The 24288-nt window shown below is 69.4% G+C and carries 25 protein-coding genes and 1 pseudogene; 11 read left to right on the forward strand and 15 right to left on the reverse strand.

The annotated features are described in order from the left end of the window. Positions 1 to 41: 41 nt before the first annotated feature. On the reverse strand, positions 42 to 758 hold the full coding sequence (locus QFZ69_RS06295; RefSeq protein WP_306916438.1) for an IclR family transcriptional regulator: 717 nt from the start codon (positions 756 to 758) through the stop codon (positions 42 to 44). A gap of 188 nt (positions 759 to 946) precedes the next feature. Here QFZ69_RS06295 and QFZ69_RS06300 point away from each other — a divergent pair, with 188 nt between their 5' ends. The 3 genes from QFZ69_RS06300 (at position 947) to QFZ69_RS06310 (ending at position 4546) form a co-directional block, all read left to right on the forward strand. Beyond that, the gene (locus tag QFZ69_RS06300; RefSeq protein ID WP_306916439.1) at positions 947 to 1483 is read left to right on the forward strand and encodes a flavin reductase family protein; all 537 of its coding nucleotides are present in this window, start codon (positions 947 to 949) and stop codon (positions 1481 to 1483) included. A 50-nt stretch (positions 1484 to 1533) separates the two neighbouring features. Then, the gene (gene hpaB / locus QFZ69_RS06305) at positions 1534 to 2988 is read left to right on the forward strand and encodes a 4-hydroxyphenylacetate 3-monooxygenase, oxygenase component (RefSeq protein ID WP_306916440.1); all 1455 of its coding nucleotides are present in this window, start codon (positions 1534 to 1536) and stop codon (positions 2986 to 2988) included. A gap of 223 nt (positions 2989 to 3211) precedes the next feature. Further along, on the forward strand, positions 3212 to 4546 hold the full coding sequence (locus QFZ69_RS06310; protein ID WP_306916441.1) for an MFS transporter: 1335 nt from the start codon (positions 3212 to 3214) through the stop codon (positions 4544 to 4546). A gap of 95 nt (positions 4547 to 4641) precedes the next feature. Here the strand turns inward: QFZ69_RS06310 and QFZ69_RS06315 are convergent, their stop codons facing one another. From QFZ69_RS06315 to QFZ69_RS06340, 6 genes are all read right to left on the reverse strand, one after another. After that, a complete protein-coding gene (locus QFZ69_RS06315; RefSeq protein WP_306999971.1) occupies positions 4642 to 5298 on the reverse strand; it encodes a phosphoribosyltransferase in 657 nt (218 codons plus the stop codon). A 47-nt stretch (positions 5299 to 5345) separates the two neighbouring features. Then, positions 5346 to 6173 carry an alpha/beta fold hydrolase gene (locus QFZ69_RS06320; RefSeq protein ID WP_306916443.1) on the reverse strand — a complete coding sequence of 276 codons (828 nt, stop codon included), beginning with the start codon at positions 6171 to 6173 and terminating at the stop codon, positions 5346 to 5348. Positions 6174 to 6177: 4 nt separating this feature from the next. Further along, a complete protein-coding gene (locus QFZ69_RS06325; protein WP_306916444.1) occupies positions 6178 to 6507 on the reverse strand; it encodes a biotin/lipoyl-containing protein in 330 nt (109 codons plus the stop codon). Further along, positions 6500 to 7465 carry an alpha-ketoacid dehydrogenase subunit beta gene (locus QFZ69_RS06330; protein ID WP_306919618.1) on the reverse strand — a complete coding sequence of 322 codons (966 nt, stop codon included), beginning with the start codon at positions 7463 to 7465 and terminating at the stop codon, positions 6500 to 6502. Before QFZ69_RS06330 ends, QFZ69_RS06325 begins: the two co-directional genes overlap by 8 nt. A 124-nt stretch (positions 7466 to 7589) precedes the next feature. Next, positions 7590 to 8660, reverse strand: coding sequence for a thiamine pyrophosphate-dependent enzyme (locus QFZ69_RS06335; protein ID WP_306916445.1), 1071 nt, complete (start codon positions 8658 to 8660; stop codon positions 7590 to 7592). A 151-nt stretch (positions 8661 to 8811) separates the two neighbouring features. After that, on the reverse strand, positions 8812 to 10227 hold the full coding sequence (locus QFZ69_RS06340) for an amino acid permease (protein WP_306916446.1): 1416 nt from the start codon (positions 10225 to 10227) through the stop codon (positions 8812 to 8814). A 183-nt stretch (positions 10228 to 10410) separates the two neighbouring features. Between QFZ69_RS06340 and QFZ69_RS06345 the strand changes: the two genes are divergently transcribed. Further along, on the forward strand, positions 10411 to 10887 hold the full coding sequence (locus QFZ69_RS06345; RefSeq protein ID WP_306916447.1) for an Lrp/AsnC family transcriptional regulator: 477 nt from the start codon (positions 10411 to 10413) through the stop codon (positions 10885 to 10887). Here QFZ69_RS06345 and QFZ69_RS06350 read toward each other — a convergent pair. Beyond that, positions 10884 to 11498 (reverse strand): maleylpyruvate isomerase N-terminal domain-containing protein, encoded by a 615-nt coding sequence (locus QFZ69_RS06350; RefSeq protein WP_306916448.1) that lies wholly within the window; start codon positions 11496 to 11498, stop codon positions 10884 to 10886. The genes QFZ69_RS06345 and QFZ69_RS06350 overlap by 4 nt on opposite strands. A gap of 283 nt (positions 11499 to 11781) precedes the next feature. On the opposite strand from QFZ69_RS06350, the gene QFZ69_RS06355 reads away from it, so the two are divergent. Genes QFZ69_RS06355 through QFZ69_RS06375 form a run of 5 tightly spaced genes read left to right on the forward strand, consistent with a single transcriptional unit; the run spans position 11782 to position 17765 of the window. After that, entirely contained in the window at positions 11782 to 12498 is a 717-nt protein-coding gene (locus QFZ69_RS06355) for an NUDIX domain-containing protein (protein ID WP_306919619.1), read from the forward strand. After that, on the forward strand, positions 12495 to 13820 hold the full coding sequence (gene nadA / locus QFZ69_RS06360; protein ID WP_306916449.1) for a quinolinate synthase NadA: 1326 nt from the start codon (positions 12495 to 12497) through the stop codon (positions 13818 to 13820). The genes QFZ69_RS06355 and nadA overlap by 4 nt, the downstream gene beginning before the upstream one ends. Further along, positions 13817 to 15565 carry an L-aspartate oxidase gene (gene nadB, locus QFZ69_RS06365; RefSeq protein ID WP_306916450.1) on the forward strand — a complete coding sequence of 583 codons (1749 nt, stop codon included), beginning with the start codon at positions 13817 to 13819 and terminating at the stop codon, positions 15563 to 15565. Before nadA ends, nadB begins: the two co-directional genes overlap by 4 nt. Then, the gene (nadC, locus tag QFZ69_RS06370; RefSeq protein WP_306916451.1) at positions 15562 to 16596 is read left to right on the forward strand and encodes a carboxylating nicotinate-nucleotide diphosphorylase; all 1035 of its coding nucleotides are present in this window, start codon (positions 15562 to 15564) and stop codon (positions 16594 to 16596) included. The genes nadB and nadC overlap by 4 nt, the downstream gene beginning before the upstream one ends. Positions 16597 to 16604: 8 nt before the next feature. Beyond that, on the forward strand, positions 16605 to 17765 hold the full coding sequence (locus QFZ69_RS06375) for a cysteine desulfurase family protein (RefSeq protein WP_306916452.1): 1161 nt from the start codon (positions 16605 to 16607) through the stop codon (positions 17763 to 17765). A 5-nt stretch (positions 17766 to 17770) separates the two neighbouring features. Here QFZ69_RS06375 and QFZ69_RS06380 read toward each other — a convergent pair whose 3' ends face one another. Both QFZ69_RS06380 and QFZ69_RS06385 read right to left on the reverse strand, forming a co-directional pair. After that, positions 17771 to 18256, reverse strand: a complete 486-nt coding sequence (locus QFZ69_RS06380) for a GtrA family protein (RefSeq protein WP_306916453.1) — start codon at positions 18254 to 18256, stop codon at positions 17771 to 17773. A 4-nt stretch (positions 18257 to 18260) separates the two neighbouring features. Beyond that, complete coding sequence (locus tag QFZ69_RS06385) at positions 18261 to 18935, reverse strand: DUF1684 domain-containing protein (RefSeq protein WP_306916454.1); 675 nt, start codon at positions 18933 to 18935, stop codon at positions 18261 to 18263. Positions 18936 to 19074: 139 nt separating this feature from the next. Here QFZ69_RS06385 and QFZ69_RS06390 point away from each other — a divergent pair, with 139 nt between their 5' ends. Next, positions 19075 to 19908 carry a hypothetical protein gene (locus QFZ69_RS06390; RefSeq protein WP_306916455.1) on the forward strand — a complete coding sequence of 278 codons (834 nt, stop codon included), beginning with the start codon at positions 19075 to 19077 and terminating at the stop codon, positions 19906 to 19908. Between the two features lie 83 nt (positions 19909 to 19991). Further along, positions 19992 to 20798 carry a transglutaminase family protein gene (locus QFZ69_RS06395; protein ID WP_306916457.1) on the forward strand — a complete coding sequence of 269 codons (807 nt, stop codon included), beginning with the start codon at positions 19992 to 19994 and terminating at the stop codon, positions 20796 to 20798. Positions 20799 to 20854: 56 nt separating this feature from the next. Here the strand turns inward: QFZ69_RS06395 and QFZ69_RS06400 are convergent, their stop codons facing one another. The 5 genes and pseudogenes from QFZ69_RS06400 to QFZ69_RS23265 form a co-directional block, all read right to left on the reverse strand. Then, entirely contained in the window at positions 20855 to 21316 is a 462-nt protein-coding gene (locus QFZ69_RS06400) for a MarR family winged helix-turn-helix transcriptional regulator (protein ID WP_306916459.1), read from the reverse strand. Next, a complete protein-coding gene (locus QFZ69_RS06405; RefSeq protein WP_306916460.1) occupies positions 21316 to 22446 on the reverse strand; it encodes an LLM class flavin-dependent oxidoreductase in 1131 nt (376 codons plus the stop codon). The genes QFZ69_RS06400 and QFZ69_RS06405 overlap by 1 nt, the downstream gene beginning before the upstream one ends. Positions 22447 to 22695: 249 nt before the next feature. Then, the gene (locus QFZ69_RS06410; protein WP_306916462.1) at positions 22696 to 23817 is read right to left on the reverse strand and encodes an FAD-binding oxidoreductase; all 1122 of its coding nucleotides are present in this window, start codon (positions 23815 to 23817) and stop codon (positions 22696 to 22698) included. Between the two features lie 40 nt (positions 23818 to 23857). Further along, positions 23858 to 24100, reverse strand: coding sequence for a hypothetical protein (locus QFZ69_RS23260; protein WP_373461947.1), 243 nt, complete (start codon positions 24098 to 24100; stop codon positions 23858 to 23860). Continuing rightward, positions 24099 to 24251 (reverse strand): annotated as a pseudogene (locus tag QFZ69_RS23265) (oxidoreductase); the annotation flags it as partial. The pseudogene QFZ69_RS23265 and the gene QFZ69_RS23260, both read right to left, overlap by 2 nt. Positions 24252 to 24288: the final 37 nt, after the last annotated feature.

The following is a 24288-nucleotide window of genomic DNA, read 5'->3' on the forward strand; positions in this document are numbered from 1 at the left end:
CGACATCAAGTGAAAGGGCATCGGAGCGCGGGCCGGTCCTGTCAGCCCAGCTGGCCCTCGATCCGCTCCGCGCTCGCGGCCAGTGCCGCGGCAACGTCCTTGGCATCCTGGGCCGCGCGGATGTAGACGACGGCGAGGGCTGCCGGGCGTCCGCCCGGAACCCGGAGTGGCACGGCCAGCGAGGAGACCCCGGCGATCACCTCATCGTGGCTGGCGGCATAGCCCCGGCGCCGGGCTTCGGCGGCCTCGGCGCGGTACGGGATACCGGGCGCCGCGTCGTGCCATTCCTGCTCGGAGAACGCGGACTGGATGGCGATGCCGGGGGCACCGGCGCTGATCGGATGCCGCGAGCCGGGATGCTGCACCACGGTGGGCCCGGTGTGCCGCGGATCGACGGTGACCAGCGTGACGCACTCCGCGTGGTCCCAAACGGCCACGAAGGCGCTCATCGTGAGCGCATTGGCGAGCTGGGTCAGCTCCGGAAGCGCGGCTGTCTGCAGGCTGCGCGAAACTCCGCGGGCCAGCACGGCCAGGCCGGGGCCGGGCTGGACCCGGCCGCCGTCGTCGCGTACCAGCAGGGAGTGGTCCTCCAGGGTGCGGAGGATGCGGTAGGCCACAGAGCGGTGGACGCCCAGCGCGTCGGCAAGTTCGGCAATGGTCAGGGGCTGCTGCGCTTCGGCGAGGATCTCCAGGGCGCGGATGCCGCGGGACAGCGTCTGGGAAGGGGAGGCCTGGGCGCTGGCGGCGGTCGGGGTCATGGGGTCCATCCTAGGTGGAAGCGGTCGCGGCGCCGGCTCACCGCGGCACCCCTTGTGCTCCGGTTCACACTGCGCTAGCGTTCTATATGGGAATTACATGTTCGATTATAGAACAGATTGCCAGCTTGATATAGGGCCCGGCTGGGACGTCCAGGCCACGAAACATCATCCAACGCAAGGGATCAACGATGATTGCCAAGCCCCGCACCGAGGCCGTTCCGGTTGTTCCGGGCCGCACCTCAGCACACCGGGCCCACCACTTCCGCGGAAGCCTGGGCCGGTTCGCCACCGGCGTGGCGATCGTGACGTTCGACGGCGTCACCAAACGCCACGGCATCACCGTGAACTCCTTCACCTCGGTGTCGATGGATCCTCCGCTCGTGCTCGTGAGTATCGCCCGCACCACCAAGGCCCACGACGAGCTCGCCGGCCGGCCCTTCACCGTGAACATCCTCGGCGCCGAGCAGCGCCAGCTGGCCATGCACTTCGCCGGACGTCCCGGCCCCGAACCCCTCTGGGTCGAAGGCGAGACCGCGCCGCGTCTGTCCAATGTGCTCGCCTACTTTGAATGCAAGCCCTGGGCGGCCTACGACGGCGGGGACCACACCCTGTACATCGGCGAAGTGGTCGACTTCAACTACCGCAACGGCGACGCCCTGGCCTTCGCCAACAGCACTTTCACCACCATCCCGGAGAGCCAGCTGGGGATGGAAGACCTGCTCTAAGACCGCACCGCTTTCCCGAGGACAGCTCAAAGACGACTGGAGAAACAACCATGGGTATCCGTACCGGCCAGCAGTACCTGGACAAGCTCAACGCGATGACGCCGCACGTGGTGATCGACGGCGAGGTGGTCAGCGAGAAGATCGCCGAGCACCCTGCCTTCCGCAACGTCGCGCGGTCCTACGCCCGGCTCTTCGACATGCAGCATGACCCCAAGTACCAGGAGGCGCTGACTTATTCCTCGCCCAGCACCGGCGATCTCGTGAATGCCTCCTTCCTGGTGCCCCGGACCGTGGAGGACCTGGAGCGCCGCCGCCGCGCCATCTCCACCTGGGCCGAGTCCTCCAACGGCTTCCTGGGCCGATCGGGCGACTACATGAACTCCTCGCTGACCGCGCTCAGTACTGCGGAGAAATGGTTCGCGCAGGCCGATCCCAAATTCGGCGAAAATATCCGCAACTACTATGAATGGGCGCGCGAAAATGACGTCCTCGCCACACATACGCTGATCCCGCCGCAGGTCAACCGCTCCGTCTCCGGCTCCGAGCAGATGGGCGGGCAGCTGTCGGCGCACATCGTCGAGGAGCGGGAGGACGGCATCGTGATCAGCGGCGCCCGCATGCTGGCCACCATCGCGCCGATTGCCGATGAACTCCTCGTTTTCCCGTCCACTGTGCTCCGCGGCACTCCGGAGGATGCGCCCTACTCCTTCGCGTTTGCCATCCCCAACGATGCGCCGGGCCTGCGCTACCTCTGCCGCACCTCGCTGTACAACGGCGGCAGCTCCCACGATGAGCCGCTGGCCTCGCGCTATGAGGAGATGGACGCCGTCGCAATCTTCGACAACGTATTTGTGCCAAGCGAGCGCATCTTCATGCTCGGCAACCCGCAGCTCTGTAACGCCTTCTATACAGAGACCGGCGCCGGCGCGCTCATGACGCACCAGGTGGTCACCCGCACCATCGCCAAGAGCGAGTTCTTCCTCGGCCTGGCCTCCGAGCTCGCGGACTCGATCGGCATCGACGGCTTCCAGCACATCCAGGAGGACATTGCCGAACTCATTATCTACGTCGAAATCGGCAAAGCGCTGGTCCGGGCCTCAGAGGCCGACGCGCGACCCAATGATGCCGGGGTGATGCTGCCGAAGTGGTCAACCCTGAACGCCGCCCGTAACTGGTACCCGAAGGTCGCCCAGCGCTTCCCGCAGATTATCCGGAAATTCTCCGCCTCAGGGCTGATGGCGCTGCCCGGCGAGGCGGACGTCAACAGTGCGGCCCGGGCGGACATCGAGATGTATCTGCAGGGCAAGACCCTCACCGGACCCGAACGCGTCCGGCTGTTCAAACTGGCCTTCGACGCCTCAATTTCCGGTTTTTCCGGCCGCCAGTCGCTCTACGAATACTTCTTCTTCGGCGACCCGGTGCGGATGGCGGGCGCGATGGTGAACAGCTATGACCGGGAGCCCGTCCGGGCCCGGGTCCGCGAGCTGCTCGCCCGCGAAGACTGACCGGAAAACCCGGCCGGAAGCCCCACAACCCGGCCCGAAAGCCCGGGCTTCGCGGTTCTGAATGCCGGCCGCGAAGCCCTTTTACACCGGTGTGTGCTTTATCACACCATTCATAGTATGATCCTTGATACTAACTGACCGTTCGATCAGTAATCCCGAGGCATTCAGTTATTCGCATGCACCCACCCCGGGCAGTACCGCTGCCCCCAGCAACGGAGTTTCAATGACCGCAGCTTCAACCGTCGATTCCGAGGCCGGCCCCAGCAGCAAGCATGAGGAACGCAAGGTCCTCGCCGGGACGCTGGTCGGAACCACCATCGAGTGGTACGACTTCTTCATCTTCGCCCAGTTGACCGGAACGCTGCTGTCGCCGCTGTTCCTGGCACCGCTGAACGCTTCCAATCCGGGCCTGGCGCAGATCCTGTCGTTCGCCCTCATCGGCATCAGCTTCCTGTTCCGCCCGCTCGGCGCCATCATCGCCGGCCACCTGGGTGACCGCCTCGGACGCAAGGCCATGCTGGTCTTCACCCTGATCATGATGGGTGCCGCGACGGCCCTGATCGGCATGCTGCCGACCTACGCCCAGATCGGCGTCTGGGCCCCGATTCTGCTGATCACGCTCCGCATCATCCAGGGCTTCTCCGCCGGCGGCGAATGGGGCGGTGCCGCCCTGATGGCCGTGGAGCACGCACCCAAGAGCAAGCGCGGCCTCTTCGGCGCCTACCCGCAGATCGGTGTTCCGGTCGGCATGATCCTGGCCACCGGCCTGCTCTTTTTCCTCAACTCCAGCATGTCCAAGGAAGACTTCGCCTCCTGGGGCTGGCGGGTGCCGTTCCTGCTCTCCATCGTCCTGATCGTGGTCGGTTACCTGATCCGCCGTGCCGTCGCCGAGAGCCCCGTCTTCAAGGAGATGGCCGCCCGCAAGGAGGAAAGCAAGGCTCCCCTCGGTGAGCTGATCCGGAAGCACAAGAAGGCAGTCCTCTACTCGACGATGATCTTCGTCGGTAACAACGCCGCCGGCTACCTGCTGATCGCCTTCTTCATCTCCTACGCCACCAGAACCCTGAAGATGCCCACCCCGCAGATCCTGCTCGCCACCACGCTGGCATCCTTCGGCTGGCTGATCTTCACGCTGGTCGGCGGCTGGCTCTCGGACAAGATCGGCCGGGTCAAGACCTTCCTGATCGGCTACGCCATCGTCTTCGCCTGGATGATCCCGATGTTCGCCCTGATCGACACCACGGACATCGTGCTCTACGGCGTCGCGCTGTTCGTCCTCACCATCGGCCTGGGCCTGTCCTACGGCCCGATGTCCGCCATGTACGCCGAGATGTTCCCGGCGAACGTGCGCTACTCCGGCATCTCGATCGGCTACGCCTTCGGCGCCATCCTCGGCGGCGCCTTCGCGGCCACCATCGCGGAGGCCCTGCTGCAGAGCACCAAGTGGACCGGATCCATCGGTATCTACATCATGGTCCTCTGCGTCATCTCCGCCGTCGGCGTTCTCCTGGCCAAGGAAACCAGGGGCAACCCCCTCGGCGTCAGCAGCCACCACTAGGCCGGCCGCGGCAACAGCACTCCAGCTGAACACCGGGAAGGGCACGGACCAGTGGTCCGTGCCCTTTCCGGTCCGTGCCCTTTCCGGTCGCCGGCTTAGGGCTGCTGCGCGTTGAGCAGACGGACGACGTCGCCGTCCGTCACCTGGGGGAACGTCCGGTAGTAGCTGCCGACGGCGCGGAACCCGCCCGGGATATGAAGGCTCAGGACGGCGTCGGCGGTGTCCTGCAGCGAGTCCTGCGCATAGAGCGAGGCGACGGGGACCGCGACGACGATGCTGGCGGCGCCGGCTCCGCGGACGGCTTCGACGGCGGCCCTCATGGTGGCCCCGGTGGCCATGCCGTCGTCGGCCAGGATGACCGTCCTGCCGTGGACGTCCGGCCCGGGCCCCGGGTACGCCTCCGCCCGGCGTTCCAGCTCAGTGCGTTCCCGGTGCTCCACCTCAGCCAGGGCCGCGGGCCGGATCCCGAGCTGCAGGAGCTGGTCCACGAACGAACGGTTCAGCACGCGCACCACCTGGCCGCCGGACCAGGCGAGCGCGCCGAAGGCTGTCTCCTCATGGCCCGGGATGCCGAGCTTGCGCACCGGGAGAGCGGCGAACGCCAGCCCGAGAGGTTCCGCGGCCGCGGCCGCGACGGGCACGCCGCCCCGGGCCAGGCCGAAGATGCTGGCGTCCGGCCGGCCGCGGAACTGCCGGAGGGCGCCGGCCAGCAGCCTGCCTGCCTGTTCGCGGTCGGTGAAGCGCATGCCCATCGGTCCCTCTTCCGCGGTCCGGGATGCAGCCCGGGCTGCCGTTCGGCTCAGACGCCCAGGAAGCTGATGGCCCCCTGCTTGAAGGCGCGGCTGGTGATGGCGTTGGTGTGGTTGCGGCCCGGAAGCACAAGCTGTTCGACCATGCCCCCGGCCTTGCTGGCAAGCGCGGCGAGATCCGGCAGCGAACCGGCACGCTCGTCGTTTTCCCCGGCCACCAGCAGGACCGGCATGTGCGGCACGGCCTCGGCGGGATCGAACGGCTCGCCCTTGATGGCCTCCACGAGGGTCAGCAGGGCGAAGATGTTGTTGCCCGGCAGCAGCATGGCCATCTTGAGCAGCCCCGCGGTGGATGCGTCGGCGATCGGCGTGCCGTCGGCGAGGTAGCGCTGGGCGGCGACGAGATCGAACTCGGCCAGGGGGTCGGCGACGTTGAGGCCGCCGAGGACCAGTCTGTGGACCAGCTCGTGCTGGGTCGCCCCGAATTCCCAGCCGAGCCGGGAGCCCAGGGAGTAGCCGATCACATCGAGCCCGCTGGTCGGGTCACCGTCGCGCAGGGGCCGGGCTCCGGCGTCGAACGCGATCTGGAGCAGGTCCGCGCGGATCCGGCTGGGGGAATAGGAGTCCATGTCCTCCGGAGCGCCGCTGCGGCCGTGTCCGGGCAGGTCCACGGTGATGACATGGCGGCCGGCGTCCAGCAGGGCACTGATCCAGCCGCTGTCTTCCCAGTTGAGCTTGGCGGACGAGGAGAATCCGTGCAGCAGCAGCACCGGACGCAGCCCGGCGTCGTCCCTGGGTTCGTGCACCCCGACGAACAGCTGGGGGTCGGTGCCCTCAACGGTGTGGGAGTGCCGGTCGCCGGTGTGTCTGCCGCTCATGGTGTCAGTCCTCATCAAGTACGGCGCTCAGGCGGACCCGGCGCGTCGGTGCCTCTTCCCTCGGGACGGTGCCCACGATGCCGGCGGTGTTGTCCGGCACCTCAAACACAATCAGGGGCTCGCCGACATTGATCCTGTCGCCGGGCCCGCCGTGGATACGCACTACCTTACCTGCCTGCGGGCTGGGCAATTCAACCGCCGATTTGGTGGTTTCGACCTCCACGAGCGGCTGGTTGCGTTCCACCTGGTCGCCCGGTGCAACCAGCCATTCCAGCACGGTCGCCTCGATCAGGCCCTCGCCCAGGTCGGGGAGCGGAAAGGAAATTTCAGCCACGTCGGTACTCCAATACTCGCTGGGTCCCGAAGAGGATCCGGTCAATGTTCGGGATGTATTCGTCTTCCAGGTCGCCCGAGGGGTACGGGACGTCGAAGCCGGTGACGCGCTCCACCGGCGCCTTGAGGGTGTCGAAGCAGCTCTGCGTGATCAGCTGCGCCACTTCGGCACCGAGGCCGGACGTCAGCGGTGCCTCGTGGACGACGACGGCGCGGCGCGTCTTGCGCACGGAGGTGGCCAGCGCGTCGGCGTCGATCGGCTTGAGCCAGCGCAGGTCCAGGACTTCAATGTCGATCCCGTCCTCGGCCGCAAGCTCGGCCACCTGCAGGCAGCGCGCCACCATCGCGCCCCAGGCCACGAGCGTGAGGTGGCGTCCCTCGCGCTGAACCTTGGCCCCGGTGGGGGAGCCGCCGTGTTCCGGGGCGACGTCGCCCTTTTGCCAGTAGCGCGACTTCGGCTCCATAAAGATCACCGGGTCCGGCCGGGTGGCGGCGTACTTGAGCAGGTGGTAAGCCTCGTGCGGGTTCGACGGCGCGACGACTTTGAGGCCGGGGACGTGCGCGAAGAGCGCCTCGAGACTCTCGCCGTGGTGTTCGGGGGCGCGGATGCCGCCGAAACTCGGGACCCGGAGCGTGATGGGCATCGGCAGGGTGCCCCGGCTGCGGTAGTTCATCCGCGCGATCTGGCAGACGATCTGGTTGATGGCCGGGTAGGCGAAACCGTCGAACTGGACCTCGGGAATGGGGTGGAAGCCCGCCATCGCCAGCCCCACGGACATGCCGAGGATGCCGGACTCCGCCAGCGGGGTATCGAAAACGCGCTGCTCGCCGTGCTTGGCCTGCAGCCCGTCGGTGATGCGGAAGACGCCGCCAAGCCGGCCGCAGTCCTCGCCGAAGATGACGGCCTTGGGGTTCTCTGCGAGCACCTCGTCGAGCGCCCGGTTCAGCGCCTGCTGCATGGACAGCACCGCGGTGGCCGCCGGGGCGCCCGGCGCGGTGCCGGGCTCAGCAGCGGCGCTCTGACCTGCAGAGCCCTGACCTGCGGTGCTCTGACTTGCGGCGCGCCCGCCTTCGAGAATCGAGTTAGACATGTTCGGACTCCTCGCGCCAGCTGGCGGCCTGGGCCTGCAGGGCAGGGGTGGTTTCCTGGAACACCAGGTCAAACATTTCCGCGCCGGGGCGGGACTCGAGGGCCTGGAGGCCGGTGCGGATCTGCTCCTCCTCGGCCCTTGCAGCGGCCAGGGCTCCGGCGAAGAACTCGTCGTCGCCGATGCCGTCCGCCAGCAGCCGCTGCCGGAAGCGCTCCAGCGGGTCCGCGCCCGCGCCGTCGCGTTCCTCGTCCAGGGAGCGGTAGCGCCCGGGGTCATCGGAGGTGGAGTGCGGGCCGCGCCGGTAGGTCATTGCCTCGATGAGCACGGGGCCGTTGCCGGCCCGGGCGTGCGCAAAAGCGCGGCGGGTCGCCTCGACGACGGCGACGACGTCGTCGCCGTCGATCTGCAGGGCGGGCATGCCGTAGCCGGCGGCGCGGGCGGCAACCGAGCCGCCGGCCACCTGGCGTTCGGTGGGAACCGAAATGGCCCAGCCGTTGTTCTGGACAAAGAACACCACGGGCGCCTTCATCACGGCCGCGAAGTTCATCGCCTCGTGGACGTCGCCCTGCGAGGAGGCGCCGTCGCCGAAGTACGTCAGTGCGACGCCGGACCCGCCGCCGGCGGCTGCACCGTCGGCGCCGGCTGCGGCGGCGAGCGTCTGGCCGTGCGCCCAGCCGACGGCGTGCAGCACCGAACCGGCCACGACGGCCTGGATCGGGGCGAGCCGGGACTTCAGCGGGTCATAGAGGCCGCCGTGCCAGGTGGCCTTGTGGGTGGACATGTAGGCCACCATGTCCACGCCCATGGTCCGGGCGACGCCCATCTCGCGGTAGGTGGGGAAGACGAAGTCGCGACCGGTGTCCACGGCGTAGCCACTGCCCACCTGGGCGGCCTCCTGGCCGAACTCCGGCGCGTAGCCCGGGATAATGCCCTGCCGCTGCCAGGCGATGGCCGAGGTGTCGAGGTGGCGGACAGCCACCATCAGCGAATAAAGCTCGCGGAGCTGGGCCGGAGTAAGCGGTCCGGCAGCGTCGCCGGAAGCCACGGGAGTAAGTGTGTCCATGCCTGTGACCCTAGTCACGGGGACCGGGCTGGGCAATCAGCGCGGAAAACGCTGACCAGACTGCACAACATTGCCGGGCGCACCGCCGTGCGGCTTTACAGTTTGTGCAGTCTGGCCGGTGCTCTTCGTTGAGGCTCTGCTGGCTCAGGCGCTACTTCCTCAGGTCCGCCGCCTCGCCGCGGCCTGCGCCTTCTGCGGCCTGGCGGGAGCGGGTCAGCCGGGCGCCGATCCAGCACGCCGCCGCGATCCCGGCGACCAGGGCCAGGGTGCTGAAGAGCTGCCGGCTGCTGTCCGGGTTGCTGAAGCCGACGGCGAAGATGAGCGCCAGGAGCACGAGCCCGAAGATGGTCAGCCCGGGAAATCCCTTCATCCGCAGCGGCAGCACGGTGCCGTCGCGGTCCGCGCGGCGCCGGAGAATCAGCTGGGATACCAGGGCCGTGCCCCACACCATGAGGCAGGTGGAGCCGACGAGCTGGAACAGGGCCGGCAGGATCTGCTCCGGGAAGAGCAATTCGAGCACGGTGGCGAGGAAGCCGAAGGCCACGGAGACGCCGACGGCGACCGCGGGGACACGGGCCGTGGTGAGCCGCGACAGGATCCGCGGGGCCTCGCCGCGCTCGGACAGTGAAAAGACCATGCGGGAGGCGCCGTAAAGGTTTGCGTTCAGGGCCGAGAGCAGCGCCACCACGGCCACCAGCGTGATCGCCGTACTCGCCCCCGGGATGCGGGCCATGTCGAGGACGCCCGCGAACGGCGACGCCAATGCCTCAGAGGTGGACGGAAGGACGGCGGCGATGACGAAGACGGAGCCGATGTAGAACACCAGGATCCGCCAGACCACCGTGCGGATCGCCTGGCCGACGCTGTGCTCCGGATTCTCGGTCTCGGCGGCGGCCACGCTGACGATCTCGGTGCCGCCGAAGGCGAAGATCACGACGAACAGGGCGGTGGCAATGCCGCCCAGGCCTGCGGGGGCGAAGTCGGAGGCGATGTTGGCCAGGCCGGGGGAGGGGACGTCCGGCAGCCAGCCCAGCAGCAGGGCGGCGCCGATGGCCAGGAAGATCACAATGGCGGCCACCTTGAGGATGGCGAACCAGAACTCGAACTCGCCGAAGTTCTTCACCCCGGCGAGGTTGATGGCGGTGAAGACCACCATGAAGATCAGCGACAGCCCCCAGACGGGGATCACCGGCCAGACGCTGAACAGGAGCCCGGCGGCACCGAGGGCCTCGGCCGCGATGACGACGACGAGTTGCAGCCACCAGAGCCAGCCGACGGTCGCGCCGGCGGTCTGGCCCATGGCCTTTTGGGCGTAGACGGAGAAGGCGCCGCTGTTCGGATGGGCGGCGGCCATCTCGCCGAGGGCCCACATGACGAGGATGATCAGCGTTCCGGCAACGAGGTAGGAGATCAGGACGGCCGGTCCGGCGGCCTGGATCCCCGCCCCCGAGCCGAGGAACAGGCCGGCGCCGATCGCGCTGCCCAGTCCCATCATGGTGAGCTGGCGGGGCTTCATGGTGTGGCCAAGTTCCAGGGCCGGGCGCTCCGCGGTGGACTTCATTGTCATTTGGCGAACCTTCTTGTGGTTTGGATCGGGGGTCCTTATGGGACCTCTTGAATTTACCGTCTTTGAGCCGCAGCCTCGGGCTGTCGGCGGTTCAGGGCGTGGGAGTATGGTGGCAGTTTGTTACCAAAACGGGAGTCTTGACGGCGGTTTGTCGGCCTGGAACTCCTTCAGGAGGGAAATTCGATGGACATTGATGCTCTGGACGCGAAAATTGTTCGATTCTTCACGGATTCCCCGCGTGCTTCGGTCCTGGAGGCCTCGCGGGTGTTGAACATCGCCCGCGCCACCGTCCAGTCGCGGCTGGACCGGATGCAGGACCGTGGTGTGATCGGCTCATGGGTGCCCCAGCCGGATCCGGCCCGCTTCGGCTTTCCCGTGGTCGCTTTCTGTTCCCTGACGATCAACCAGGACCTGGGGCACGACGCCGTCGTGGAGGCCCTGGCGGCGATCCCGGAACTGATCGAGATCCACACCGTCTCCGGCAGCTCGGACCTGATGGCCCGCATCGCCGCCCGTTCCAACCCGGACCTGCAGCGGGTTCTGGATGCCATGATCGCCACCCGGACCGTGCTGCGTTCCTCCTCGGTGATCGTGCTCAACACCCATTTCCAGGGCCGCACGCTGCCACTCCTGGAAGCCGCGGCCAAGGGCCGGAGCTAGACCACGCTCAAGCCGCCGGGCAGGCCGGTCCGGCCGGTGAGCAGGAGCAGCAGGTCCCCGGCGGTCGGCAGCCGTGCACCGATGGCCCCGGCGAGCTCCAGCGACGCCGCGATGCCCGGGCCCAACGACGCCGGCGTCGGGAGCCCCAGGGCACGCGCCAGATCCAGGCCGTGGACGGCCAGCTCGAAGGTGCGCGTCGGGAGGTAGTCGACGAGGGTCATCGTTCCGGCCGGGGTGGCGAGAAGGGCATCGTCGGGGGTGTTCCGGACGAGGGCCGTGATCCGTTGGACGAGTTCCTGGACGGCTCCGGCCGGGTCGTGGCCCAGGGCATCCCCGGTTTCCCGGCCGCGCAGCGCGATCGCCTCCGGCGACGTCCCTCCCCGGATGGTGAGGAAATAGCAGACCGGGCCGCCCTGCCGCGGTCCCGACGCCGACGCGGCCAGATACGTTTCCACAGTTGTCAGGGCGCGGCTGGCATGGCCTGTCAGCCCGCGCACGTCCCACTCGCCGAGGGCGGGTTTGGACCAGGCGCCTTCGGGCACCTGCCGGACCAGCTCCAGGAATGCCTGGGCCGCCCCCAGATAACCGGCCTCGACTGCAGCAGTTTCCATAGCCTCGAGTTATACCGGCGCCGGAAGGAGCCCACAAGCCCGTCGCCCGGCCGGCCTCCGCCCACAAGCCCTCCGCCCGGTCTGCCTCCGCCCGGGCCGGCGTGCGCCGGGTCCGGACCGACACATTTTGCCCCCGGGCGGCAACGCCGTAGAATCAGTTCTAGTCAATTTGACTATAACTATCCGGCGTCGGGCCGGAACCGTCCGGGCCGGAACCGTCCGGGCCGGAACTGTCCGGGCAGCGCCGTCCGCGGCTTGCCGGGAACCTAAGAATGCGGAGTGGATCACCGTTTACACGACAGCAGCCAACGTCTCGGAGCGCCAGCTTGCGCCGCCGTCGCTGGCCATCTCCACCGTGATCTTCGCACTGCGCCCCAGCGAGCGTTCCGGACGTCCCACGCTCTGGATCCCGCTGGTGCGCCGGATCCGGGAACCGTTCAAGGGTCAGTGGGCCCTCCCCGGCGGCCCGCTGACCCACTCCGAATCGCTGCAGGATGCCGCCTCCCGGAGCCTGCGGGAGACCACGGGACTCGCGCCCAGCTACCTCGAGCAGCTCTACGCCTTCGGCGGCCTGCACCGCTCGCCGACCCAACGCGTCGTGTCGATCGTTTACTGGGCGCTGGTCCAGCCGACCGAGGCGGCCCTCGCGGACGAATCCGAGAACGTGCGCTGGTTCCGGGCCGACCGGCTCGGCGAGCTGGCCTTCGACCACAACGCGATCATCGACTACGCCCTGTGGCGGCTGCGCAACAAGATGGCCTACGGATCCATTGCCTACCACCTGCTCGGCGAGTATTTCACCCTTGCCCAGGTGCGGGAGGTCTACGAGGCGGTCCTGGACCGGGAACTGGACCCGGCGAACTTCCGCCGCCAGATCAAAGCCACGCCCGAGATCGAAGAAACCGACCAATACCTGCAGGGCGGCAAACACCGCCCGCCCCGCCTTTACCGCTTTACCGGCCGCCCAGGCCTTGACCCGGACAACAGGAGCACACCATGAGCAGCGTCAACACGGCCATCCAGCTGACCACGCGCGAACAGGCCACCGCCCTGGCCGCCAACAGCGCCAAGGGCGTTGCAACAGTCGCTTCCACCTGCAGCCCGGCGCTTGCCCGCGGGCCCTGGGACTACGACCTCGCCGAGGCGCTCGCCGGCGTACCGGCCTACGGGCCGGGTGCCTCGGTCTCCGACGTCGCCCCCCCGTCGACTCCCCGGCAGGGCCAGCTGCCGGAGGAGTACAAGCTCGCGAGCGACGCCGAACTCGACGCCCGGATCCGGGCCGCGAAGGCCGCCCTGGGGGACCGTGCGGTGGTCCTGGGCCACTTTTACCAGCGCGACGAGGTGGTCGAATACGCAGACTTCGTGGGCGACTCGTTCCAGCTGGCCAACGCCGCCCTGACCCGGCCGGATGCCGAGGCCATCGTCTTCTGCGGCGTGCACTTCATGGCCGAGACCGCGGACATCCTGTCCCGCGCGGACCAGGCCGTGATCCTGCCGAACCTGGCCGCCGGCTGCTCGATGGCGGACATGGCGGACATCGACTCCGTCACCGAGTGCTGGGAACAGCTCGAGGAGCTGTTCGGCACCGAGCCCGACGCCGATGGACGGGTCCCGGTCATCCCGGTCACCTACATGAACTCCTCCGCCGCCCTGAAGGGCTTCTGCGGCGAGCGCGGCGGGATCGTCTGCACCTCCTCCAACGCCTCGACGGTGCTGGAGTGGGCGTTCGAGCGCGGCCAGCGCGTGCTGTTCTTCCCGGACCAGCACCTGGGCCGCAACACTGCCAAGGCCATGGGGGTGCCGCTGGAGCAGATGCCGATGTGGAACCCGCGCAAGGACCTTGGCGGCAACGACGACCAGACCCTGCTCGATTCCCGGGTGATCCTGTGGCACGGCTTCTGCTCCGTGCACAAGCGCTTCAACGTGGGCCAGATCGAGAAGGCCCGCGCGGATTTCCCGGGTGTCCAGGTGATTGTGCACCCGGAATGCCCCATGGAGGTCGTGGACGCCGCGGATTCCGCCGGGTCAACCGACTTCATCAAGAAGGCCATCGCCGCCGCCACCGAACCCACCACGTTTGCGATCGGCACCGAAATCAACATGGTCAACCGCCTGGCAGCGGAATACCCGCAGCACACCATCTTCTGCCTGGACCCGGTGATCTGCCCGTGCTCCACGATGTACCGCATCCACCCGGGCTACCTCGCCTGGGTGCTGGAGGCACTCGTCCGCGGTGAGGTGCTCAACCGCATCACCGTCGAGGACTCCGTTGCGGCCCCGGCCCGGGTCGCCCTGGAGCGGATGCTGGCGGCGCGGCCGTGACCAGGCGGCTTGTGGTGATCGGCAGCGGCATCGCCGGACTGTACGCAGCGCTGCTGGCCTCCGAAGCGGTGGAGACCGGGACAGCCCATGTTCCGGGCGGCAGCTCCGCCGTCGAGGTGGTGCTCCTGAGCAAGGGGACCCTCGAACAGAGCAACACCTTCTACGCCCAGGGCGGCGTCTCGGCCGTCCTGTCGCCGGGCGAAGCCTTCCCCGGCGATTCGGTGGCGGCCCACATTGCCGACACCCTTGCCGCGGGCGCCGGGCTGAACGACCCGGAGGCGGTGCGGATCCTGTGCACCGAAGCCGTCCGGGACATCGCCGGGCTGCAGCGGTTCGGGGTGCAGTTCGACCCGGGTCCCGGCGGCGGCCTGGCGCTGGGGCTCGAAGCCGCACACTCGGCCCCCCGCATCCTGCACGCCGGCGGCGACGCGACCGGCGCGTGTATCGCCCGCGGGCTCGTGGCGGCCGTCCTGGCACGGGCAGCCCAGGGCCGGCTCCGAGTGGAGACCGGAGCCTTCGCCACCGAACTCCTGACAGACCCGCTGTCCGGGCGCCTGACCGGCGTCGCCTACCTGTCCTCCGGCGGACAACGCAGCCAGCTCGCCGCGGACGCTGTCCTGCTGGCCACCGGCGGCGCAGGCCGGCTGTTTGCCCGGACCAGCAACCCCTCCGTGGCGACCGCCGACGGCCTCGCGCTGGCGTGGCGTGCCGGAGCGGCGGTGCGGGACCTTGAGTTCTTTCAGTTCCACCCCACCACCCTGGCCGCAGCCGAAGTTCCGGGCGGGCCCCCGGCGCTGCTGATTTCCGAAGCGGTCCGGGGCGAGGGGGCGGTGCTGCTGGACGCCGCCGGCCACCGCTTCCTGCCGGACTACCACCCGGACGCGGAACTGGCCCCGCGCGACGTCGTCTCCCGCAGCATCGCCCTGCATCTGGCCGCCACCGGCGCAGCGCCGGACAGCCCGGTCTACCTGGACGCCCGTGGCGTTGAGGAGGCCCGCGGACCTGGCTTCCTGGCCCGGCGTTTCCCCACCATCAGCGCGGCCACCCGCGCCGCCGGCTACGACTGGGCCACGGAACCACTGCCGGTCTCTCCGGCGGCGCACTACTGGATGGGCGGTGTGGCCACCGACCTTTGGGGCCGCACCACAGTTCCGGGGCTGTACGCAGCGGGCGAGGTGGCCTGCGCCGGGGTGCAGGGCGCCAACCGCCTGGCCAGCAATTCGCTCCTGGAGGGACTCGTCTTCGGCCGCCGCGCGGTGGAAGCCTTCCTCGCCGGAGCGGCTCCGGAGACCGGCCCGGCGGCCGTCGCCGGCACCAGGGATGAACTCCCTGCCGCGGAGCCCGGGGAGTCGACGGTTCCGTTCAGCCGGGACGCCCTGCGGCGCCTGCTGACCGGCGCCGCCGGTGTGCTGCGCACCGGAGCCGATCTCGACGCCGCCGCGGCCCGGCTCGCCGCGTGGGCGGCGGCCGCACCGCCCGCGGAGCACGGGAGAGCGGATGCCGGGGCCGGCCTCGACCGGGCCGCCCACGAGGACCGGAACCTGCTGCTCGCCGCACAGCTGCTCGTGGCAGCGGCGCAAAAGAGGACCGGCTCCGTCGGCGCGCACTACCGTGCCGACAGCCAGGGCGGCGCCGCACCCTGTCCCGCGGTGCTCGCCGCGCCCGCCCGCCCCACCTCGACTGCCGGCAGGTCCGGCCACCGGCATGCCTCCGCATCCCGACCCAAGCAAAGGATCTCCTCATGACTGCACCGCTTGCCACTGCACCCACTGCACCCACCGCTGCCACTGCACCCACGGCTGGCACCGCACCCACCGCGGCGGGGCCGGCCGCCCCCGCGCAGCCTTCGGCGCTCGCCGGAACCCTGCCCGCCGCCGCCGTCGACGCCGTGCTGCGCGCCGCCCTTCTGGAGGACGCACCCTACGGGGACATCACCTCGCAGACGCTCATCCCGGCGGAGGCGCGCGCGACAGCCGTGCTGGCCGCCCGGGTCCCCGGGGTGTTCAGCGGCGGAGAAGTGTTCGCTGCCGCCATGAAGCTGACCGATCCCGACGCCGCCGTCGACCTCCTCGTTCCGGACGGGTCCTCCTTCGCTGCCGGAACACCGCTCGCGAGGGTGAGGGGCAACGCCCGCGCGGTGCTCCTGGCCGAACGCGTCGCCCTGAACCTGGTCCAGCGGCTGAGCGCCATCGCCACCCGAACGGCGGAGTTCGTGGCCCTCGTGGACGGTACCGGCGCCCGGATCACCGACACCCGGAAGACGACGCCCGGGCTGCGCGTGCTGGAACGCTACGCCGTGCGCTGCGGCGGCGGCGCGAACCACCGCTTCGGCCTGTCCGACGCCGTGCTCGCCAAGGACAACCACCTTGCGGTCCTCACCGGCGGAGATGCCTCGAAACTCACGGCGGTCCTCCGGGAGGCCAAGGCGCGGCTGGGCCACACCACGCACTTCGAGGTGGAGGTGGACGGCCTGGAGCAGATCGAACCGGTTCTCGCCGCCGGCGTGGACACCATCATGCTGGACAACTTCACCCTTGCCGAGCTCGCCGCCGGGGTGGCGCAGGTGGCCGGCCGCGCCCGCGTCGAAGCCAGCGGCAACGTCAACCTCGCCACGGTGGCCGGCATTGCCGGGACCGGGGTGGACGTCATCTCCATCGGCGCACTGACCCACAGCGTCGCGGCGCTGGACCTCGGACTCGACCTGGAACTCGAGACCGTCCCGTCAACCGGGGCGCCGTCCACCGGGACGCTGTCCACCGGGCACGCGGCCGGCTGAAACCCGCCATGATCTTCCTGGATGCAGCTGCCACCACTCCGGTCCGCCGCGAGGTGATCGAGGCCATGTGGCCATACCTGACGGGGGAGTTCGGCAACCCCTCGAGCCACCACTCGCTCGGCGACGCCGCCGCGACGGCGCTCGCCGATGCACGGGCGGCGACGGCCCGGGAGCTGGGCTGCCGGCCGGGCGAGATCACCTTCACGTCCGGCGGCACGGAAGCGGACAACCTCGCGGTGAAGGGCATCGCCCTGGCGCGCCGGGCCGCGGACCCCCGGCTGGACCGGGTGGTCATCAGCGCCGTCGAGCACCCCGCCGTGGAGGAATCGGCCCGCTACCTCGAACGGGTCCACGGCTTCGCCGTCGATGTGGTTCCGGTCGACCCCCACGGCCGCGTCACCGAGGAAGCCCTCGCCGCAGAGCTCCGCCCGGAAACGGCCCTGGTCAGCATCATGTACGCCAACAACGAGGTGGGCACCGTGCAGCCCATCACCCGGCTCGCCGCCCTGGCCCGCGCGGAGGGGATCCCGTTCCATACCGACGCCGTCCAGGCCGCCGGCTGGCTGCCGCTGGACACCGCAGCGCTCGGCGTGGATGCGCTGAGCATCTCCGGCCACAAGCTGGGAGCACCGAAGGGAAACGGTGCCCTGTTCGTCCGCAACCGGACCCGGCTGGAACCGATGATCCACGGCGGCGGGCAGGAGCGCGGACGCCGCTCGGGCACTGAAAACGTCGCGGGAGCCGTGGCCCTCGCAACCGCGCTCACCCTGGCCGGGGGAACCGGGCCGGAACTTGCGGCCCGTGTGGCGGCGCTGCGCGATGACTTCATCCGTAGCGTGCTGGCCGGCGTCCCCGGCGCGGTCCTGACCGGCCACCCGTCCGAGCGGCTTCCCTCGGTGGCCTCGTTCTGCTTTCCCGGGACCAGCGGTGAATCGGTCCTGCTGGAACTCGAGCGCCAGGGGGTCATCTGCTCCAGCGGCTCCGCCTGCGCCGCGGGTTCGGACGAGCCGTCCCCGGTGCTGCTCGCCCTCGGGATCGGGCCCGCCGTCGCGCAGACCGCGGTCCGGTTCAGCTTCGATTCAACGGTGACGGCGGCCGAGCTGCAGGAAGCGGCGGCCGCGGTCCGCGCCGCCGTCGGAAGCGTCCGGGCGCTGGGCCCCGCCGGCTAGGGGCGTCAGCGGTGCCGGGCCCGCCGGAAGATCCAGTGCCGCAGCAGCGTGAAGCGCACGGCCGTCGCGAGGAAGCCGGACAGCGTCGTGGTCCACAGCTCGTCGGCCACGGTGGCGTCCGGGTTGAGCCAGTGCAGGACGCCCAGGCTGCCGCCGGTGAGCAGCAGCGCCACGAGGATCACGATCAGCCCGTTGAGATGGTCGCGTTTCATCCGCTTCCGCTCGGTGATCTTGAACGTCAGGCGCCGGTTCAGCGCGGTGTTCATCAGCGAGGTGAGGACGAGGGCCGCCGCGTTCGCCGGCTGGGCGCCGATCCACGGCCGGAGGAAGGCATACAGGGCCAGGGACGTGATGGTGCAGACGATCCCGACGCCGGTGAACCTGATGAGTTGCCGGACCAGCGGGTAGCGGAGGATCCCGCGGTGCCGGCGGCGGGCCGGAGGACGGACGACGGCGGGGGCATGGGGGAGTTGCTCGAGCTGGGAGTCCATCCGCTCAGTACAGTTCGCCGACCGGGATCTCCACGGCAAGCCGGTTGGAGGGGCCGGCGAGGGGGCATGCCCACGCCTCGTTGTAGGCGCAGGAGGGGTTGTAGGCGAAGTTGAAGTCGACCACGAACTCGGCCTCCGGTCCGGAGCCGCGGACGCCGTGGAAGGCGCCCTTGATGGTGTCCAGCAGGTAGCGGCCGGCCCCGTAACTGCCGCCCGGCTGCCCGGCGGTGGCGTCGCGGAACGGCACGAAGATGCCGCCGCCGTAGCCGTTGAGCTTCCAGACGGCCAGCTGGCCCAGCTCGGGCAGGTCGAAGGTGCCCAGCCGGACGAACCGGACCAGGCCGTCGGTGCCGGTCTCGACGTTCATCTCGCGCCCGGCGCCCTCGCCCGTCAGCGGGATATGGAACCGGTAGATCGGGTCGTAGTCCGCCGTCTTGAGCCCGCCGAAGCGGGACTTGGCCTCAGCGGTCAGGGGTGAGGCGGGGTGCGTGCCGAACATCCGGTCCCGCTCGTGGCGCCAGTAGGAGTGCGCCTCGGCCGGGTCCTCGGCAGCGAGCTTCCGCACGGTGGCGTAGAGCGCAAAGGTCCGGAGCCGCCAGTCCGCGATGTCGAGAGCGGAGATGTCCGCCACGCTGTCCTGGTCCCCGGAATCGATTCTGTCCGTACGCTGTTCCGCCATGTCCCCAGCGTAGCCCTCTTTCTGCGCGGGTATCTCAGGCGCGGATTGCCCGGCGGAGCCCTCCGGGCGCCGGGTCAGCTGCGCCGAAACACCGGTCCGGAATCGCCGCACCGTCCCCGCACCGGACTACGCTGGCACCATGACTCGGACGGCTACTTCCCTCGGGATCCGGACCGCCGCGGCGCTGGCAGTGACCCTGGCGGCGCTTTCCGGCTGCAGCGGGGGACAGGGCGCGCCGGTCTGGACCGCAGGCGGCAGCCCGGGCGCCAGCACGGCGACGGCCGGCCCGCCGACGGGCACCGGCTCGCCGGGCGCGGCCTCGCCCGGGGCTTCGCCTGACGCCACGGTGTCAGGAACTGCCTCGGGAACTGCCTCGGCGTCACCCGGTTCCACCGCGACGGCATGGAAAGTCTTCACCGATCCGGCCAAGAGCGTGAGCTTTGAACTCCCGCAGGAATGGATCGCGCAGTCCGTCCCGCCGGAGCAGGGAAGCCTGCGCGGCGCGCTCAAGATCGAGGTCAAAAACGCCGAGGGCGGCTACCTGGCCACCCTCCAGACCGGCCTCCCGCCGCAGCTGGTCCCGGCCTGCCCGGACGACGCCGCCAAACCGTACGTGGTGATCAGCAGTGTTCCGGTCGAGCTGCCGCACGGCGGGGGCGAGGGCCTGATCGATCCCCGCGTCGTGTTTCGGGTGATCCAGGGCTACAAGTTCTTCGGCTCCTACGGCATCACCAACATGGTGGGCGGCGCCGATGGAAAGTCCTGCGGCCTGCAGAACGTGGTCCGCGGGCCAGAGGGCAAGGGCGACTACTCTTTCGGCGACCTGACGGTGCTGAAGGTGCTGGCCCCGGACCAGAAGGTGGCTCCGGCGAAGTCCTTTGACACCCTCGACCAGGCGGCCAAATACGTCAACCAGGGCTCCGAATTCGCCAACGTCCAGCGGATGCTAATGTCTCTGAAGGTCAAAAACTAGGACCGCCGCGCCCCGCACAGCGACCGACGAGCGAGGGCGGCCGGCCTGCCGCCATTCCGTTGCCACCCCACCCCTGGAGATACATGGAACGCTTTGTCGCCGCACGCCTGGCCTTCAAGACCGTGGCCGAAACCAAAGTCGCGCTGGCGGTCTCCGTGGCACGCAATGCCGGATACAGCGGCTTCGAGGAATCGCTCTCCGTGACGGCCGGCGGCGAGGACGTCGCCCTGACAGAGCTCTCAGACCATCACGGCGGCCGGTTCCACTACATGGAATTCGCCGAGCCCACCGAGGTGCTGGTGGAATACTCCGCTACAGTCACCGGATTCGCGCTGCCGGAAGAACCGAGGCTGATGGAGCTCATCCGCTACGTGCGGCCGAGCCGCTATGCAGAGTCGGACCGACTGCTGCCGACGGCGTACGCGGAGTTCGGCGGGCTGGCCGGCGAAGAGCTCCTGCACGCCGTGCGCAACTGGGTCTTCAGCGAACTGCGGTACGTGAGCGGGTCCTCGCGGGGGACCGACGGCGCCGTCGAGACCTTGCTGCACCGACGTGGAGTGTGCCGGGACTACGCCCACCTGGCCATCGCGCTGCTCCGCTCCAAGAATGTTCCGGCGCGGCTGGCCGCGGTCTATGCGCCGGGGCTGAGCCCGATGGACTTCCATGCGGTGGCCGAGGTGCACCTCAACGGTGCGTGGCAGATCATCGACCCCACCGGACTGGCGCCGCGGGAAAGCATGCTCCGGATCACGGCCGGCCGGGATTCCTCGGACACCGCGTTCCTGTCCACGGTGGGCGGCAGCCTGTCCCTGAGGGAGCTCAGCGTGACGGCCATTGTCAACGGCGAGCTGCCGGAAGAGGATCCGGCGAAGCTCGTCGTCCTCCGCTAAGGGGCGCCCTTACCCGGGCCTTCGCCAGGGGCGTCTTACCCGGGCGGTTCCGCTCTTCAGCGTGCGGCCACTGATGCCCGCAGCTTCTCGGTCAGCCGGAGCAGCTCCTGCTGCTCCGCCGTGCTGAGGGCCGGGACCACCAAGGCCGCGATGTCGCGGACATGTTCCCGGCCGATCTGCTTCTGGAGTTCCCGGCCGGCCTCCGTGAGCTTGATCAGCACCCCCCGCCCGTCGTCGGGGGCGGGCATCCGTTCCACGTAGCCGCGCTTTTCGAGCCGTTCGACGAGCCGGCTCAGGCTCGACTGGCTCAGCAGCACGTGGTCGTTGAGCTCGTTCAGGCGGAGCCACCCCGACGGACAGCGGGAGAGCGTGAACAGGACGTCGTACTCGTTGAGGGCGAGGCTCTTGAACGCGGGACCAGCCTGCAGCCGGCGCATCACGGCCACCTGGGCGCGGAACAGGGATTCCCAGGTCTCCGCGGCCAGGCGGACCGGCGACTCTGTGGTCTTGGCGGACATTACGCTTCCTGATCGGCGGGTGCGCCGGCGGGTTCGCCGGCGGGCTGGCCGGCTGCCGCCAGGGAGGCCGCGACGCGACCGGCGTGGGTGGGCGGCTCCGGAACGTGGGCCGGGGTAAGGGCGGCGTATTCCTTCCGCAGGACCGGCAGCACCTCTTCGCCGAAAAGGTCCAGCTGTTCCAGCACGGTCTTCAGCGGCAGGCCGGCATGGTCGACCAGGAAGAGCTGACGCTGGTAGTCGCCGAAGTACTCACGGAAGGTGAGGGTCTTCTCGATGACTTCCTGCGGGCTGCCGACGGTCAGCGGGGTCTGCGAGGTGAAATCCTCCAGCGACGGACCGTGGCCGTAGACCGGGGCGTTGTCGAAGTACGGGCGGAACTCCTTGACGGCGTCCTGGGAGTTCTTCCTCAGGAAGAACTGCCCGCCGAGGCCCACAATCGCCTGGTCTGCCTTGCCGTGGCCGTAGTGCTCATAGCGGTCGCGGTAGAGGCCGATCAGCTGCTGGTAGTGCTCCTTCGGCCAGAAGATGTTGTTCGCGAAGAAACCGTCGCCGTAGTAGGCGGCCACTTCGGCGATCTGCGGGGTGCGGATGGAGCCGTGCCATACGAAGGGGGCGACGCCGTCGAGCGGGCGCGGCGTGGAGGTGAAGTTCTGCAGCGGGGTGCGGTGCTTTCCGGACCAGTTGACGGTGTCCTCGTCCCAGAGCCGGCGGAGCAGGCTGTAGTTCTCGATGGCGAGCTCAATCCCGTCCTGGATGTTCTTGCCGAACCAGGGGTAGACGGGGGCGGTGTTGCCGCGGCCCAGGACCAGGTCCACGCGGCCGTCGGCCAGGTGCTGGAGCATCGCGAAGTCCTCGGCGATCTTCACCGGGTCATTGGTGGTGATCAGCGTCGTCGCCGTGGACAGGATGATGCGCTCGGTCTGGGCGGCGATGTAGGCAAGGGTGGTGGTGGGGGAAGAGGAGAAGAACGGCCGGTTGTGATGCTCGCCCAGGGCGTAGACATCCATGCCGATTTCCTCGACCTTTTTGGCGATCGCCACGGACGCCTTGATGCGCTCGTGCTCCGTAGGAGTCCGGCCCGTGGTGGGGTCCGTGGTGATGTCGCTGACGCTGAATACGCCGATCTGCATGATGTGCCTTTCCGTGGCCGGGGGGATCCGGGAGCTGTTACTACTATAGCCGAATGTATATGCATTTGCATCTATCGCTCGGTATAACTCCCGCCACGGATGAATATTCCCGCTGCCGCCACGAGGGCCGGCCGCGCCCTGCCCCTCCCGCCCGCCCCGGGAGGGACCAGCGGCCGTCGCCGCGCCCCCGGCCGGGCCCAGCGGCCGTCGCCGCGCCCCCGGGCCGGGCCCGCCCTTCCCGGCCGTTGGTTAGGAGAACCGCCCGGGCCGGAACGTGGCCAGCATCGGGTGTTTGGATCCGGTCAGTATTTCCCCGGCCAGCAGCTCGCCCGCGATGAGTCCGAGCGTTGCGCCGGAGTGCGTGAAGGCGACAAAGCAGCCCGGGACTTTCTCCAGCTCGCCGAGGACCGGCTCGCCGTCGCCGGGGATGGGCTTGTGGCCGATCTTCCAGGAAGCGGGCTTGAGCTCCGGGTTGCCGGCGAGGAGCCTTGCGGCCTCGTCCGCCAGTTCCTGGACAACCTCATCGGGGATCGAGAAAGTTCCATCCGCGTGCCCGGTGATGTCGGCCTCGTACCAGTCGTGATCCAGGGCAAGGGTGTTGCCCGGGTTGGGCCGCGTGGCCGCGCGGGGCGTGTTCAGCACGGCTTCGAGCTCGTGCTCGAGGGGTTTCGTGATCACCAGCATCGACACCGGTGAGCCGTTGGGGATCTCGACCCCCAACGGTGCCACGACGGCCGGTGTTGCGGCGCCGCAGGCAACCAGGACGGCTTCGGCGTCGTGGACGGCTCCCGAGCCGAGCTGGACGCCGGTGGCCCGTCCGTCCGTGAGCACGACGGATGCTTTGCCGGCATTCAGGACAAGTTCGCCGCCGAGGTGATGGAATTCTTCCATAAGGAACTCGACCAGGTCCGGGAGGCTGACCCAGCCCTCGCCCGGGTTGAAGACCGCGTTTTCCGGGACAGCGGTGGCGTCGACGCCGGGCGTGGACGCAGCGATGCCGTCCGGGGCGAGCAGCCTGGAGTCGTAGCCCTGGTTCCGCTCGAAGGCGTGGCGGGCCTCCGTGCCGCCGGCATGTCCGGCGGCGTTCCACATGAGGCCGCCGTCGAACCGGAGCCACTCCCTGGCGGGGTCTGAGGCGAACAGGGTCCGGTACCGGTCCACTCCCGCGACCCGGAGCTGGTGGTAGGGCGTGGACCGTTCGCCGGCCGAATTCAGCCAGGACAGGGAACGGCCGCTGGCCTCGCTGGCCAGGCCGCGCTCGGTGAGCAGCAGCACGGACGCGCCGGCGCGCAGCAGGTGGACGGCTGTGGAAACGCCAAGGATACCGCCGCCGATAACGGCAACACGCGGGGCGGAGACTGCGGAGGACATAGGAACTCTCTTTCTGGGGGGTGGAGCTTGCACGCCGGCGTCAGGCGCCGACGTGGACGTCTTCGATGATTTTCAGGACCTGGAGGGCTTCCGCCGGGTCCACGGGCAGCGGCCCGCGGCCGCGGAGCGCCTCGGCGAGGAGCCGGTAGAACTGCGGGTAGCTGCCCCGTTCGGCCGGGACGGGGCTGGTGGCGCCGTCGATGCCCAGGTTGCCCCACGCAGGTGGCGACGAACGGCTTGTCGACCACCACGTGCAGGCCGTGTGCGATTGCCGCCGCGGCAAGGCCGAAGCGCGTCACCGGCGGCGTTCCCAGGACCACGAGGTCCAGCTCGCCGGCCAGCTGAAACAGCGCTTCCGGCGTCGGGACAATCCGCGCCCGCGGGTACCGGGACGCCGCGGCGGCGGCACGGTCCGGATCCGCGGTCACAATCACATCGAGGGAGTAGGCGGGGTCCGCCTCGATCAGCGGC

Origin of the sequence: Arthrobacter sp. V1I7 (assembly GCF_030817015.1) — a bacterium.
Classification (GTDB): domain Bacteria; phylum Actinomycetota; class Actinomycetes; order Actinomycetales; family Micrococcaceae; genus Arthrobacter.